We start from the raw sequence: 13,711 nt of genomic DNA on the forward strand, positions 1-13,711 counted from the left end.
CGATCGAGAGGAACCCTACCCGCGCCGCAGGCACCGGGCGAACCGGGCCCGGGCGATTCTCAGGAGTTGGACTGATCCTGTATCTCCTCGGCCCAGGCCCCGTGCTCGACGCGGGCCCAGTGCCGCGCGACCCGCCCGGTGCGCATCCCTCGGCGCGCCTCCGGGTCCCGGATCGCGTAGACGATGTGGCCGATCACCAGCAGCCCGAGACCGAGCGCGAACCAGTCGTGCACGAAGGTCGCGCCGGACCGCCAGGACAGGCGGACCAGCCCGGTCCAGTACATGACGGCGCCGGTGCCGAGGAGCACGCCGGTCGAGCCGGCCACCAGCCAGGCGTTGATCTTCTGGCCGGCGTTGAACTTGCCCACCGGGATGGTGTCGTCACGCCGGGTCCGGCTGCGCAGCCACTGCCAGTCGGCGGGGGTGAACCGGTTGAGCCGTCGCACGTCGGAGCGGTACGCCGCCGACAGCGCGCCGGCGATCATCGGGACCGGCAACGCGAGCCCGCTCCACACGTGGATGGTCTCGACGACGTGCCGGTGGCCGACCGCCATCATGATCGAGCCGTTGTAGAGGATCGCCGCGGTGATCAGGCAGCTGCCCATCAGGATCGCCACCAGCCGGTGCACGAGCCGCTCGGCGGGCGCGAACCTCGCGAACGACCCCGTCGGCTCACTCACCGATGAACCCGTCCAGCGGATAGCCGCGGTCCTCCCAGTAGCCCGGTTCGTTGTTGGGCGTCACCTCGATCTCGGACAGCCACTTGGTGCTCTTGTAGCCGTACATCGAGCCCGAGTAGATCCGCACCGGTCCGCCGTGGTCGTGAGTGACCGGGGCGCCGTACATGCTCAGCGCGACGATCACATCGTCCGCGCGAGCCTGGTCGAGCGTCATGTTCACCGAGTAAGTGCCGTCGAAGGAGTGGAACCGCACGCCGACCGCCTCAGCCGTCGGAGCGGCCGCATCCAGCAGGCCGGCGAGCCGTACGCCGGTCCACGGGACGTCGGGGACGTGCCACCCCGTCACGCATTGGAAGGTGTCGGTGAAGGCGGTCTGCGGTAGTGCCTCGAGGTCGGCCAAGCGGTACGTCGTCGGCCGGTCGACGAGCCCCGAGACCGTCAGCGCGTACGAGGTCGCATCGCGCGGCGTGACCGAGCCCGTCACCGAGTAGTAGCGCCAGGTGTTGCCGAGCGGGACCAGTGCGGTGAACCCCGTCGGGTCGCGCAGCTGGACCGGGGCGAGCAGCTCGCTCAGTCCGCCCTGGATCTTGCTGCCGGTGACGATGCCGACCGCACCGAGGCCGAACAGTCCCAGCACCACCCGGCGGCCGACCGGGGCGCCGTCAGGGTCTGCGCCCACGGATGCCGACCGACATGATGAAGGCGCCGACGAGCAGCACGATCGGTCCGATGATCGACCACGTCGTCGTACCGCTCATCGAGCTGCCCTCGATGACGTCGATCCCCTGCAGGGTCCACAGCAGGCCGAGAAGCACCAGGACGACGCCGGCAACCACCCACAACGGTTTGGCCATGGGTCCAACTCAACCACGCCCCTGGTCAAACGGTCTCGGTGTCAGTCGTCCGCCACGTCGACCAGGACCTTGCCGACGGCGCCCTCCTCGACCGCGTCCTGGGCCGCGGCGGTCTGCTGGAGCGGGAAGTGGTGCAGCGGTACGCCGGCGTCCGCGCCGACCCGCAGCGCACCGGCCGCGACGGCGGCATTGACGTCTTCGACGGCCGCCTGCACGAGGTGCTGGTGGAGCGTGTAGAGGATGAGGAACTGGAAGCGCAGGTTCTTCCCGAACGCCGCGCGCAGCGGCATGGTCAGCTCGTCGCCGCCGTTGTTGGCGTAGATCGAGACCAGGCCGTGCTCCTTGAGCACGTCGAGGTCGATGCCGATGTTCTGCGCCGGCGCCACCTCGACCGCGATGTCGACCCCGTCAGGCGCGATCGCCCGGATCTCCTCCGTCGTGTCGGACGTGCGGTAGTTGACGACATGGTCGGCGCCTGCGGCCCGGGCGAGGTCGGCCTTCTCGTCGCTGCTCACCGTCGTCACCACGGTGGCGCCGGACCAGCGGGCGAGTTGGATCGCGGCGTTGCCGACCGCACCGGCTCCCCCGGCGACCAGCACGACCCGGCCCGCGAGCGTGCCCGGCCCGAGCCGGTGCGGACCGTCCTCGGCCGCGGTCAGCGCCCGGTGCGCCGTCACCGCCGGGACGCCCAGGCTCGCGCCGAGATCGTACGACGCGGCATCGTCCAGCGGGGCAACCCGCCCGACAGGCTGGACCGTGAACTCGGCGGCGGTGCCGTAGGGCCGACCGTGCTGCGCCAGCACGGTCCACACCCGGTCGCCCACGGCGTACGCCTCGACGTCCGGGCCGACCGCGTCGACCACACCCGCACCGTCCTGGCCGGGAACGACTTCGTCGTGGCCCGCCATCATCCCGGCGCGGAACTTCCAGTCCGTCGGGTTCACGCCCGAACGGATAACCCGGATCCGCACCTCACCCGGGCCAGGCTCGGGCAGGTCACGCTCGACGACCTCCAGCACCGACGACGGACCGGTCTCGCGGTAGACGACTGCACGCATGCTGTTCCTCTCGGTGGGGACCCTAGGTTGGAGGTAACCCACGACGAGGAGGATCCATGCCCGAGCTGCCGTTCCCCGACGACGTCCGCGCGCTGCTCACCAAGGCCAACCCGGCGGTGGTGACGACGCTGCGCTCCGACGGCCAACCGATCTCGGTCGCGACGTGGTACCTGCTCGAGGACGACGACCGAGTGCTGCTCAACATGGACGACACCAGGGTCCGGCTGAAGCACCTGCGCCGCGATCCCCGCGCCACCCTCACCGTCCTCGACGAGGACAGCTGGTACACCCACGTCTCCCTGATCGGGCGGGTCGAGGGGCTGCGGCCGGACGAGGAGCTGGTCGACATCGACCGGCTGAGCAGGCACTACGGCGGCAACCCCTACCCCGACCGCGAGAGCCCGCGGACCAGCGCCTGGCTGCGGGTCGAGCGGTGGCACGGCTGGGGTGCCGCGAAGGTATGAGCGTCAGACGGACGCGCCGCGCTGGCCCCAGACGTGACCCCACTTGTCGACCTGGAGCTGGATCCGCTCCTCCCGCCTCTCGAGCACGGCCAGCAGCCAGAAGAAGGCACCGATGCCGAACGTCAGCACGGTCAGCACGGCGTACAGGAGATGGTTGACCGTCTTCGGGTAGCCGAGCACCGGACCGTGCGGGCCTTCGTGAATCACGGTCCCGCCGTGGTCCATGACGTGCCGCTCCACGGCCAACGCCAGCACCCGGTCGAGACGGTGCGCGGGCAGCTCCGGCCAGGTCGGCGGAGCTGCCTGCGCGCGGAGCACGTCGGGCTGCAGGGAGTAGAGCGCGGCCTTCCACTTCTTGCCGTCCCACCGCTGCCACCGCTCGCCGTACCAGGCAAGGTCGCCCACGACCCGGGGACCGACCTGGGCACGACTGCTGCGGGAATCGAGAACCGTCACCGGGTGAGGGTACGACGCCTCGGGCACCGCCGGCCGTGACTGGACGAAATGACGCCGACCCGCCCTCCCGGCCGGGTCGAGCGGCCGGGAGCAACGGGTCGACGGGTCAGAGGGCGGCGGCCATCCCGGCGCAGGCCTTGAGCCACTGCCTGCGGGTGTTGGCGGACAGCTGGGCGTAGGGCACGACTGATCCGGCGACGAGGGCAGGGTCGTACGGCACCCGGTAGACCCCCCGGGTGCGCTGCTGGTAGACGTCCACCAGGTCGGCCGCGAGCTTGGCGTCCACGTTGGCGGACGGGTCCGACAGCACCGTGACCGTCTTGTGCTTCAGGTCCTGGTAGCCGGCGTCCTGCAGGGCGTCCAGCATCCACAGGCCGCTGTAGCCGGTGTCCTCGCGGACCGTCGACGTCACGACCAGGAGGTCGGCGGCACCGGCGGCGGCGAGCCAGTTCTCGGCGCGCATGTTGTTGCCGGTGTCGATCAGGATCACCCGGTAGAACCGCTCCAGGAGCTTGTGCACCGAGTCGAAGTCCGAGGCCCGGATCGTGCCGGTCACGTCGGGCCGCTCGTCGGAGGCGAGGACGTCGAAGTGGGCGTCGCCCTGCGACCGCACGAAGGCACCGAGGTCACCGATGCGGGACTGGTAGACGTCGGTGAACCGCTCCAGGTCCTCGAGCAGCTCTCGCGTGGTGTTGCGGTGGGTGCTGCGAGTCCCGCGGATGCCGAGCGTGCCGCGGGTCTCGTTGTTGTCCCAGGCGACCACACCACCACCGCGCACGGTGCCGAAGGTGAAGCCCGCCGCCAGCACGCCGGTGGTCTTGGCCGCACCGCCCTTGGGGTTGATGAACGCGATGGTCCGCGGCCCGTCGAAGTCGCGCTGGATGGTCGCGCGGTCCACCTCGTACGCCAGCTCGTCGGGACCCATGCGCGGCGTGATCAGTCCACCGCTCCAGCGGCGCACCGTGCCGCGCCAGCCCCAGGTCGCGGGACCGTGCTCCTGCTCGGCGTCGCGGCGGTCGAGGAAGTCGGTGGCGCTCATGAAGCGCCGGACGTCGCCGTCCGGCTCGGGGTCCGTGGCCGGCGCCGTCGTCGGCGAAGCCAGCGCGTGGGCCGGCGGCTGGGGCGGGGCAGCGGCAACGACCGGCGGGTCGACGGGCGGCCGATAGGCCGGCGGCGGGGCCGCCGGTGGCGGCGTCGACGGCCGGTACGCCGGCGGTGGGCTCGTGGGGGCTGTCGGCGCCTGGACAGGCTGCACGGCACCCGGGAGCGGATCGGTCAGGGGGTCGCCGTACGTCATCGGCTCCCGGCCACCCGCCCCGCCGTCGCGGGTCTCCCGGCGCGCGGCGTACGCGGCGAAGTCCTCGGGCGTGTAGAGCTTGTCGCTGGTGTCGTCGGCCTCGTGTCGCGAGCCCCCGGAGCTCCATGCTTCCTGCGACATCGGTCCCTCCCTCAGAGCCAGGACCGTCCCGGCTCCCGCAGGTCCTTCCCCGAAATTGAGGTAGCCACACGCGTCGGTCAGAGGTCACCCAGCGCGGCCGCGATCGCGCGGTGGAACGTGGGGTAGGCGTAGTGCATCCCGCGCAGGGTCTCGACCGGGATCTCGGCGTGCACGGCCGCGGTGAGCAGGCCGAGCACCTCACCGCCGTACGGCGCCACGACCGTGCCACCGACGAGAACGCCCCGGTCCGCGTCCGCCACCACCTTGACGACGCCCTCGGCCTCGTTGATCCAGCCGCGCGCGGCCCGTGAGATCTCCGCGTGCCCGACCTCGATCCGCGTGCCCGTGTCGCGAGCCTGCTGCTCGGTGAGCCCGACCGAGCCGACCTCCGGGTCGGTGAACGTCACCCGGCTGACCGCTCGATAGTCCGCTACGGGACGATCCGCGCCGAGAAGGTCCGCCACAGCGACCTTCGCCTGGTAGAGCGACACGTGGGTGAACGCGCCCTTCCCGGTGATGTCGCCGACCGCCCACAGCCGCTCGGCGGCCCGCATCCGCTCATCGGTGTCGATCCGGTCGCCGCCCGGGTCCAGGCCGACGGTCTCGAGCCCGAGGTCGTCGAGGTTCGGCTTGCGGCCCACGGCCACGAGCAGGTGATCCGCACCCACCACGTCGCCGCCGACCTCCAGGACGAACCCGCCGTCATGCTGCACACGGGTCAGCTCGGCGCCGACCCGCACATCCACGCCGTCGGCGCGGAGCACCCGCGTCACGACCTCGGCGGCCTCCGGCTCCTCGGGACCGAGCAGGCGGTCCTCGGCCTCCACGAGCGCCACCCGAGTCCCGAACCGGGCGAACGCCTGCGCCAGCTCGCACCCGATCGGCCCGCCGCCGAGCACCACCAGCGAGCCCGGCGCCTCGACCTCGCGCATCACGTCGCGGTTGGTCCAGTACGGCGTACCGGCGAGCCCGTCGACCGGCGGGACGGCCGGCTCCGTGCCGGTGTCGAGCACCACGCCCAGCCGCGCGTCGTACGTCGTGCCGTCGACCTCGACCCGACCGGGACCGACGAGTCGACCGTGTCCGCGGACGATCCGGACACCGGCCTCCTCGAGCGGACCGGCGTGCTGGTCGTCGTGCCAGTCGTGGTTGGCCTCGCGGATGCGGGCGGCCGCGCGGGCGAAGCCCTGGCCCTCGTGCGCGGAGTAGATCATCAGCTTCGACGGCGTGCAGCCGTAGAACGGGCATTCGCCCCCGACGAGCTCACGCTCGACGCCGACCACGTCGAGCCCGGCGTCGGCGAGCTTGCGGGCGGCGTACTCGCCGCCGGCACCGAGCCCGAGCACGACCACGTCGACCGAGTTCGATCCGCTCATCTCGACAGGTGCCGGGCCTGCGCGAAGGTGAACAGCCCGAAGCAGACGAGGCCGAGCGCGACGAGCGTGAGCAGGACCGGGCCGAACGGCTGATCGAGGACCTCGAAGAGCGCCTGGTCGAGCCCGCCGGACTTCTTGGCGTTGTGGGTGACGGCTGCGTAGACGAACAGGCCACCGACGATCGCGAAGGCGACGCCTCGCGCGGTGTAGCCGGCCTTGCCGAACGCGATGTACGCCGTGCCCGACGTCCCGCTGCGGCCCTCGCCGTCGAGCTTGTCGGCGAAGCCCTCGGTCCAGGCGCGGTAGAACTGGAAGATCCCGAAGCCGATGATGGCGAGACCGACGACCGCGACCAGCACCTGTCCGGCCGGCAGGTTCATCAGCTTGGCGGTGAACGTCTCCTCGCCCTTGCCCGACGAACCGCTGCCGACCGCGATCTTCACACCGCTGAACCCGATGGCGACGTAGACGACCGCCTTGCCCACCGACGCGGCCCGCTTGGCGAGGCGCTTCTTGCCGTCCTCGTCGCGGTGCCCGAAGCCGGCCTCGAGCAGCTGCCACAGGGCGAGGAGGAACATCCCGATGGAGACGACCCAGATCAGCGCGCCGCCGAACGGCTGCTGCGCCAGCTCGCGCAGGGCACCCGAGCTCGACGGTGCACCGGACCGGTCACCCCAGGCCAGCTGCAGCGCCAGCCAGCCGATGAGGACGTAGACGACGCCGTACGCGACAAGACCGGCGCGGGCGACCCAGTCGATCCAGTCGCTGTCAGAAGAGATCGGCGAGCGCGGACTCGATGGCACGGTGGAAGGTCGGGTAGGCATAGATCATCGTCCTGAGCGTGTCGACCGGGACCTCCGCGTGGACCGCGACGGCCAGGAAGCCGAGGATCTCGCCACCGGCCGGCCCCACGGCCGTCGCTCCGACCAGGACCCCGCGGTCGGCATCCTCGACGACCTTGATCATCCCGTGCCCGCCCGGGCCGTGCGTGAAACCGCGCGAGGACTGCTCGAGCTTCGTCAGGCCGGTGCGCACGGTCAGTCCGGCATCTCGGGCCTGCTGCTCGGACATCCCGACGCCGCCGATCTCGGGATCGGTGAAGGTGACGTGCGGGACCGCGTGGTAGCGCGCCGCCGGGCCGTCCTCACCGAGCACGTCGCGCAGCGCGACCGCGGACTGGTACATCGAGACGTGCGTGAACGCGCCCTTGCCGGTCACGTCGCCGATCGCCCAGAGACGATCCTGCACAGCCCGACCCTGCACAGCCCCGTCCTGCACCCGTAGCCGATCGTCGACGTGGAGCGTCCGCGCGGTCGGGTCGAGGCCGATGGTGTCCAGCCCGAGGTCGTCGAGGTTGGGCGTGCGACCGGCGGCGACCAGCACCTTGTCGGCCACCAGCTCCTCCCCCGTGTCGAGCGCGAGGGTGAACGCGCCGTCGGCGTACGACGCACGCTGGAGCTCGACGTCGGTGAGCACCCGGATGCCCTCATGGGTGAACACCTCGGCGAGCAGGGCCGCCGCCTCGGGCTCGTTGGCCGGGACCAGCCGCGGGCCGTGCTGGACGACGGTGACGCGGACGCCGAACCGGGCGAACACCTGCGCGAGCTCGCAGCCGATCGGCCCACCACCGACCACGACCAACGACGCCGGCAGCTCGGAGAGCTGCACCGCGTCGCGGTTGGTCCAGTACGGCGTGTCCGCGAGCCCCTCGACCGGCGGCACCGCCGGACGGGTGCCGGGGTTGAGCACGGTGCCGCGGCGGGTCGTGTAGGAGATGACCTCGCCGTCGGCGGTCGTCACCTCCACGCGCCCGGGTCCGGCCAGACGGCCGACGCCGTGGTGCACGGTCGCGCCCGCGTCCTTCAGCCGGTCGACCGCGATGGTGTCGTCCCAGTGCGTCGTGGCGTCCTCGTCGACGCGTCGGTGCACCGGCGCCCAGGACGTGGCGATGGTGGCGTTCCCGGCGAGGGACGCGGCCCGGCGTACCTCGGCGACGGCGTCGCTCGCGCGCACCATCATCTTGGTCGGGATGCACCCGTAGTAGGGGCACTCGCCCCCGACCAGGTGCTTGTCGACGGCGACGACCTTCAGCCCCGCCTTGGCGGCCCCGGTGGCGAGGGCCTCGCCTCCCGGTCCGGTGCCGATGACGACCAGGTCAACCTCGAGAGCAGTCATGCCCTCAGACTAGGGACTCCTTGTTGCGCTGCACGGCTCCGAGCACGCCGTTGACGAACTGCGGCGACTCGTCGGTCGACAGATCGGTCACCAGGGCCATCGCCTCGGTGATCGCGACGCTGTCGGGCACGTCCTCGGCGTACAGCAGCTCCCAGACGCCCAGGCGCAGCACGTTGCGGTCGACGGCCGGCATCCGCTGCAGGGTCCAGCCCTCGGCGTACTGCGCCAGCACCTCGTCGATGTGGTCGCGGTGGTCCTCGACCCCCCGCACCAGGACGGCGGTGTAGTCGTTGGTCGGACCCTCGCCGTCGGCGATCGCGGTCTCGAGAGCCGTGGTCGCGGACTCACCACGGACGTCGGAGGCGAAGAGGACGTCCAGCGCGCGCTTGCGGGCCTTGGAGCGAGCTGACATCAGGACTTGACGCGACCCATGTAGGAGGAGTCGCGGGTGTCGACCTTGACCTTCTCGCCCTGGTTGATGAAGAGCGGCACCTGGATCTCGTGGTTGGTCTCGAGGGTCGCCGGCTTGGTGCGTCCGGTGGCCGAGTCTCCGGCGAGGCCGGGCTCGGTGAAGGTCACGACGAGCTCGACCGAGGCCGGGAGCTCGATGAAGAGCACGCGGCCCTCGTTGGTGGCCACGACGGCCTCCTGGTTCTCCAGGAGGAAGTTGGCGGCGTTGCCCACGATCTCGGGCGCGATCTCGATCTGCTCGTAGTCGGAGACGTCCATGAAGACGAACGACGAGCCGTCGTTGTAGAGGTACTGCATCGTGCGGCGGTCGACCGTGGCGGTCTCGACCTTGGTGCCGGCGTTGAAGGTCTTGTCGACCGTCTTGTTGGACTCGACGTTCTTGAGCTTGGTGCGCACGAAGGCGGGACCCTTGCCCGGCTTCACGTGCTGGAACTCGACAACGGCCCAGAGCTGGCCTTCGATGTTGAGAACCATGCCGTTCTTCAGGTCGTTCGTGGTTGCCATGCGCGCGTGCCAGCCTTCGTACGTCGGGAGGGTTCGTGAGGTCGCCCAACGGATGGGCACCAGCGGAGGAGTCTATCGGCTGCCGCGACGACTCCCCTATTTCAGGTGCCAGACGATCCGCACCGTCACCGACGCCTCGTCCCGGCCCGCCCGGATCGGCATCGCCGCCAGGTCCTTGGTCACTCGCGACAATGCGGCGTATCCCTCGACGGGCGTCGGCAGCGGCCGGGTCTTCACCTCGCTGATCGTCGCCACGTCACCGAGCTCCTCGCCCGAGGCCGCGGCGTACTGCTCCGCTTTGGCCCTGGCCTCGTCGACGGCAGCGTCCCGGGCCTGCTCCATCACCACGTCGGTGTCGCCGACGAGCAGCTTGAGATTGTCGACCCGGACCTCGTTGCCACCCGCGGCGACGGCGGCCGAGACGGCCGCACCGCCCTGCTCGAGCTCGCCGACCAGGACGTTGGCTCGCTCCGACACGCGGTAGCCGCGCAGCACAGGCGGACCGTAGTTGGGGTAGTCGTAGACCGGATCCATCGACAGGCCGGTGGTCTGCACGTCGCCCTTGTCGACGCCGTGCTCCTTGAGCGAGCCGAGCACGCGCGCCATCGACCTGTTCGCCGCCTCGAGCGCGGCGTCGAGCTCGGGTCGGGTGAGGTGGACCTCGAGGGAGAAGGACAGCTGGTCGGGCACGGCGCTCGCGTCGCCGGTGCCGGTCATCGTCAGCTCCCGCGGCGGGGCCGGATCCGACGACGCGGTGTCGTCGTCCGTCGCCCTGGCTGCCGCGGGCGACCCGCCCCCCGAGCTGCCCAGCAGGTAGGCCACGACCAGCGCCACCAGGACGACCAGGCCGATCACGAACGTACGGATGCTGAGGGTGATGTTCCCGTTCATGGAGGGTCGGACGATGCGGCCCTCCAGACGGTTCCGATCAGGAGCGCGCGATGACCTCGAGCGCCATCCGGTAGCCGTCGATGCCGTGGCCGGCGACGACCTCGACGGCGTACGGCGTCACGACCGACGTGTGCCGGAACTCCTCGGGCCGTTGGTGCGGGTCGGAGATGTGCACCTCGACGAGGGGGGCGACCAGCTGGGCGCAGGCGTCGAAGATCGCGTACGAGTAGTGCGTCCAGGCCGCGGCGTTGAGCACGACCGGGTTGCCCTCGTCGGCGGCACCGTTGAGCCAGTCGAGCATGGCGCCCTCGTGGTTTGTCTGGCGCACCTCCACCTCGAGGCCGAGCTCACGGCCCCACTCGACGCACTTCTCGGCGAGCTCGGCGTGGGTGGTGCTGCCGTAGATCTCGGGCTGGCGCTTGCCGAGGCGGCCGAGGTTGGGTCCGTTGAGGACGAGCACTCGGTTGTGGGTGGGGGTCACGAGGGGCCTCCGATCGCTGCGTACGCCGCGCGCAGGTCGTCCTCGCTCGGGCCGGCGAGCACCGTCGGCCGGGCCAGGTCGCTGAGCACGACCAGGCGGAGCAGGTTGCCCCGCGACTTCTTGTCGACCTTCATGGCTGCGTGCAGCGTGTCGAACGCGGCGCCGCCGTACGTCGTTGGCAGCCCGACCCGCGCGAACGCCGAGTGGTGCCGGGCCACGACGTCGGGAGCCAGGAGGCCCGCGAGTCCGGCGACCTCGGCGACGAAGACGCAGCCGATGGCCACCGCCTCACCGTGGCGGATCGTGTAGTCCTCGGTGCGCTCGATGGCGTGCGCGAGGGTGTGGCCGTAGTTGAGAGCCTCGCGACCAGGGTGGCCGTCGGTGCCACCGGTCTCCTTCAGGTCCCCCGCGACGACGTCGGCCTTGACCTGGACCGCCCGCTCGACGAGCTCACGGAGCACAGCGGAGCCGGCGGTGAGGTCGGCCGGCTCCGTGGCCTCGACCAGGTCGAGGATGACCGGGTCCGCGATGAAGCCGCACTTCACGACCTCGCCCAGGCCGGCGACCAGCTCGGCCCGCGGCAGGGACGCGAGGGTGGCGAGGTCGCAGAGCACACCGGTGGGCTCGTGGAACGAGCCGACGAGGTTCTTGCCGGCACCGGTGTTGATGCCGGTCTTGCCGCCGACCGCCGCGTCGACCATCGCCAGGAGCGTGGTCGGCACGTGCACGACCTTGACGCCGCGCAGCCAGGTAGCCGCGACGAACCCGCCGAGGTCGGTGGTGGCACCCCCGCCGTACGTCACGACGGCGTCGGACCGGGTGAAGCCGGCCTCGCCCAGGACCTCCCAGCACGCGGCGGCGACGGTGGCCGTCTTGGCGCGCTCCCCGTCCGGGACGGCGATGCCGATGACCTCGTAGTCGCGCTCCAGAGCCTCGATGATCTGGTCAGCGACGAGCCCCTCCGGGTGCACGACCGCGACCCGGGTGACGCCGTCGCCGAGCAGGGCGGGCAGCCGGTCGGCGACACCGTGGCCGATGACGACGTCGTACGGCGCCGGGCCGGCGACCCGGATGACGGTCTCGCTCATGCGGGGTCCCCGCGGAAGCGTGGGCTGGAGGAGCGAAGCGGGGGAAGACTGCGGTTCCGTGGGGTGTTCATGCTCGTGCTCCCAGGGCCGCGACGATCTCGTCGGCGATCTCCTGCGGCTCACGTCCGTCGGTCTCGACCGCAAGAGTGGCGACCGACTCATAGACGGGGGTGCGTTCGTCGAGCAGGGTCTTGATGCGGCCGCGCACGTTGCCCAGCAGCAGGGGTCGCGACGTCCCGAGCCCGACGCGCTTCACGGCGTCGGAGAGGCCGACCCGGAGGAAGACGACGTCATGGCCGACGAGCAGGTCCCGGGTCTCGGGGTCGAGCACCGCTCCCCCGCCCAAGGCCAGCACACCGTCGTGGGTCGCCAGGGCTTCGGCGACCGCGGCGCGCTCGAGCGCGCGGAAGGCGGCCTCGCCCTCGTCGACGAAGATCTCCGAGATCTCGCGACCGGCGGCGGCCTCGACGTCGTGGTCGGTGTCGCGGACGGCGGTTCCGAGCCGCTCCGCCACCAGTCGGCCGACCGTCGTCTTGCCGGACCCCATCGGGCCGATCAGCACGATCATCGACGGCTCACTTGTATCGGAGCGTGTCGAGGTAGGACTGCGCGTTGCGCCGGGTCTCCTGGACCGAGTCGCCGCCGAACTTCTCCAGCACCGCCTCGGCCAGCACGAGCGCCACCATCGCCTCGGCGACGATGCCCGCCGCCGGGACCGCGCACACGTCGGAGCGCTGGTGGTGCGCGACGGTCGCCTCGCCGGTGGCGAGGTCGACGGTGCGCAGCGCACGCGGGACGGTGGCGATGGGCTTCATCGCCGCCCGCACCCGCAGGATCTCGCCTGTGGTCATGCCGCCCTCGGTGCCGCCGGAGCGGCCACTCACCCGACGGATGCCGCCGGACGTCGACACGATCTCGTCGTGCGCGAGCGACCCTGGGGTGGCGGCCAGCTCGAAGCCGTCGCCGACCTCGACGCCCTTGATCGCCTGGATGCCCATCAGCGCGCCGGCCAGGCGCGAGTCCAGGCGACGGTCCCAGTGCACGTGCGAGCCGAGGCCGGGCGGGAGCCCGTGGACGACCACCTCGACGACGCCACCGAGGGTGTCGCCGTCCTTGTGCGCCTGGTCGATGCGCTCGACCATCCGCTTGCTCGTCTCGGCGTCGAGGCAGCGCACCTCGTCGGCGTCGAGGCGAGCCACGTCGTCGGGTTCAGGCCACTCGCCAGCGGGGGCACGCACGCCACCGAGCTCGATCACGTGGGAGACGATCCGGGCGCCCACGGCCTGCTCGACGAAGTTGCTGGCCACCCGGCCGAGCGCCACCCGGGCCGCGGTCTCGCGGGCAGAGGCCCGCTCCAGGATCGGCCGGGCGTCGTCGAAGGCGTACTTCTGCATGCCGGCGAGGTCGGCGTGGCCGGGTCGGGGGCGCGTCAGCGGAGCGTTGCGGGCCATCGCCTCGAGCTCGACCGGGTCGACCGGGTCGGCCGACATCACCTTGTCCCACTTCGGCCACTCGGTGTTGCCGACCTGGACCGCGACCGGGCCGCCCTGGGTCTTGCCGTGCCGGACGCCGCCGACGATCGTCACCTCGTCCTGCTCGAACTTCATCCGGGCACCGCGACCGTAGCCGAGCCGTCGCCGGGCGAGGGCGTCCGCGATGTCGTCGGAGGTCACCTGCACATGGGCAGGCAGCCCCTCGAGGATCGCGACCAGGGAGGGGCCGTGGGACTCGCCCGCGGTGAGCCAACGCAGCATGGGGGCAGTCTTTCACGGCCG

At 71.5% G+C, this 13,711-nt stretch carries 17 protein-coding genes; 1 reads left to right on the forward strand and 16 read right to left on the reverse strand.

The genetic code is table 11. The annotated features are described in order from the left end of the window. Positions 1 to 59: 59 nt before the first annotated feature. Genes ABEA33_RS20160 through ABEA33_RS20175 form a run of 4 tightly spaced genes read right to left on the reverse strand, consistent with a single transcriptional unit; the run spans position 60 to position 2,592 of the window. Positions 60 to 680 (reverse strand): cytochrome b/b6 domain-containing protein, encoded by a 621-nt coding sequence (locus ABEA33_RS20160; RefSeq protein ID WP_345528752.1) that lies wholly within the window; start codon positions 678 to 680, stop codon positions 60 to 62. Then, positions 673 to 1,359: a molybdopterin-dependent oxidoreductase gene (locus ABEA33_RS20165; protein ID WP_345528753.1), complete on the reverse strand. Its 687-nt coding sequence runs from the start codon at positions 1,357 to 1,359 to the stop codon at positions 673 to 675. Before ABEA33_RS20165 ends, ABEA33_RS20160 begins: the two co-directional genes overlap by 8 nt. Further along, positions 1,343 to 1,534 carry a hypothetical protein gene (locus ABEA33_RS20170; RefSeq protein ID WP_345528754.1) on the reverse strand — a complete coding sequence of 64 codons (192 nt, stop codon included), beginning with the start codon at positions 1,532 to 1,534 and terminating at the stop codon, positions 1,343 to 1,345. Before ABEA33_RS20170 ends, ABEA33_RS20165 begins: the two co-directional genes overlap by 17 nt. A gap of 41 nt (positions 1,535 to 1,575) precedes the next feature. Beyond that, entirely contained in the window at positions 1,576 to 2,592 is a 1,017-nt protein-coding gene (locus ABEA33_RS20175; RefSeq protein WP_345528755.1) for an NADPH:quinone reductase, read from the reverse strand. A 56-nt stretch (positions 2,593 to 2,648) separates the two neighbouring features. On the opposite strand from ABEA33_RS20175, the gene ABEA33_RS20180 reads away from it, so the two are divergent. Next, complete coding sequence (locus ABEA33_RS20180) at positions 2,649 to 3,056, forward strand: PPOX class F420-dependent oxidoreductase (protein WP_345528756.1); 408 nt, start codon at positions 2,649 to 2,651, stop codon at positions 3,054 to 3,056. A gap of 3 nt (positions 3,057 to 3,059) precedes the next feature. Here the strand turns inward: ABEA33_RS20180 and ABEA33_RS20185 are convergent, their stop codons facing one another. The 12 genes from ABEA33_RS20185 to aroC all read right to left on the reverse strand — a co-directional run bounded on the left by ABEA33_RS20185 (position 3,060) and on the right by aroC (position 13,690). Next, complete coding sequence (locus ABEA33_RS20185; RefSeq protein ID WP_345528757.1) at positions 3,060 to 3,512, reverse strand: hypothetical protein; 453 nt, start codon at positions 3,510 to 3,512, stop codon at positions 3,060 to 3,062. Between the two features lie 106 nt (positions 3,513 to 3,618). Continuing rightward, a complete protein-coding gene (locus tag ABEA33_RS20190; protein WP_345528758.1) occupies positions 3,619 to 4,950 on the reverse strand; it encodes a MinD/ParA family ATP-binding protein in 1,332 nt (443 codons plus the stop codon). A 77-nt stretch (positions 4,951 to 5,027) separates the two neighbouring features. Continuing rightward, positions 5,028 to 6,326, reverse strand: a complete 1,299-nt coding sequence (locus ABEA33_RS20195) for a dihydrolipoyl dehydrogenase family protein (RefSeq protein WP_345528759.1) — start codon at positions 6,324 to 6,326, stop codon at positions 5,028 to 5,030. Beyond that, positions 6,323 to 7,129: a DUF1206 domain-containing protein gene (locus tag ABEA33_RS20200; protein WP_345528760.1), complete on the reverse strand. Its 807-nt coding sequence runs from the start codon at positions 7,127 to 7,129 to the stop codon at positions 6,323 to 6,325. The genes ABEA33_RS20195 and ABEA33_RS20200 overlap by 4 nt, the downstream gene beginning before the upstream one ends. After that, positions 7,095 to 8,501, reverse strand: a complete 1,407-nt coding sequence (locus tag ABEA33_RS20205; RefSeq protein WP_345528761.1) for a dihydrolipoyl dehydrogenase family protein — start codon at positions 8,499 to 8,501, stop codon at positions 7,095 to 7,097. The genes ABEA33_RS20200 and ABEA33_RS20205 overlap by 35 nt, the downstream gene beginning before the upstream one ends. A gap of 4 nt (positions 8,502 to 8,505) precedes the next feature. Then, positions 8,506 to 8,913 carry a transcription antitermination factor NusB gene (nusB, locus tag ABEA33_RS20210; RefSeq protein WP_345528762.1) on the reverse strand — a complete coding sequence of 136 codons (408 nt, stop codon included), beginning with the start codon at positions 8,911 to 8,913 and terminating at the stop codon, positions 8,506 to 8,508. Beyond that, positions 8,913 to 9,476 (reverse strand): elongation factor P, encoded by a 564-nt coding sequence (efp, locus tag ABEA33_RS20215; RefSeq protein WP_345528763.1) that lies wholly within the window; start codon positions 9,474 to 9,476, stop codon positions 8,913 to 8,915. The genes nusB and efp overlap by 1 nt, the downstream gene beginning before the upstream one ends. A 96-nt stretch (positions 9,477 to 9,572) precedes the next feature. Further along, positions 9,573 to 10,367 carry an SIMPL domain-containing protein gene (locus tag ABEA33_RS20220; protein ID WP_345528764.1) on the reverse strand — a complete coding sequence of 265 codons (795 nt, stop codon included), beginning with the start codon at positions 10,365 to 10,367 and terminating at the stop codon, positions 9,573 to 9,575. Positions 10,368 to 10,404: 37 nt separating this feature from the next. Further along, on the reverse strand, positions 10,405 to 10,848 hold the full coding sequence (locus ABEA33_RS20225) for a type II 3-dehydroquinate dehydratase (RefSeq protein WP_345528765.1): 444 nt from the start codon (positions 10,846 to 10,848) through the stop codon (positions 10,405 to 10,407). Beyond that, positions 10,845 to 11,936, reverse strand: coding sequence for a 3-dehydroquinate synthase (aroB, locus tag ABEA33_RS20230; RefSeq protein ID WP_345528766.1), 1,092 nt, complete (start codon positions 11,934 to 11,936; stop codon positions 10,845 to 10,847). The genes ABEA33_RS20225 and aroB overlap by 4 nt, the downstream gene beginning before the upstream one ends. Before the next feature lie 67 nt (positions 11,937 to 12,003). Further along, the gene (locus tag ABEA33_RS20235) at positions 12,004 to 12,504 is read right to left on the reverse strand and encodes a shikimate kinase (RefSeq protein WP_345528767.1); all 501 of its coding nucleotides are present in this window, start codon (positions 12,502 to 12,504) and stop codon (positions 12,004 to 12,006) included. 7 nt (positions 12,505 to 12,511) lie between these two features. Further along, positions 12,512 to 13,690 (reverse strand): chorismate synthase, encoded by a 1,179-nt coding sequence (aroC, locus tag ABEA33_RS20240; protein WP_345528768.1) that lies wholly within the window; start codon positions 13,688 to 13,690, stop codon positions 12,512 to 12,514. Positions 13,691 to 13,711: the final 21 nt, after the last annotated feature.

It is taken from the genome of Nocardioides endophyticus, assembly GCF_039543845.1.
GTDB classification, from domain to species: domain Bacteria; phylum Actinomycetota; class Actinomycetes; order Propionibacteriales; family Nocardioidaceae; genus Nocardioides; species Nocardioides endophyticus.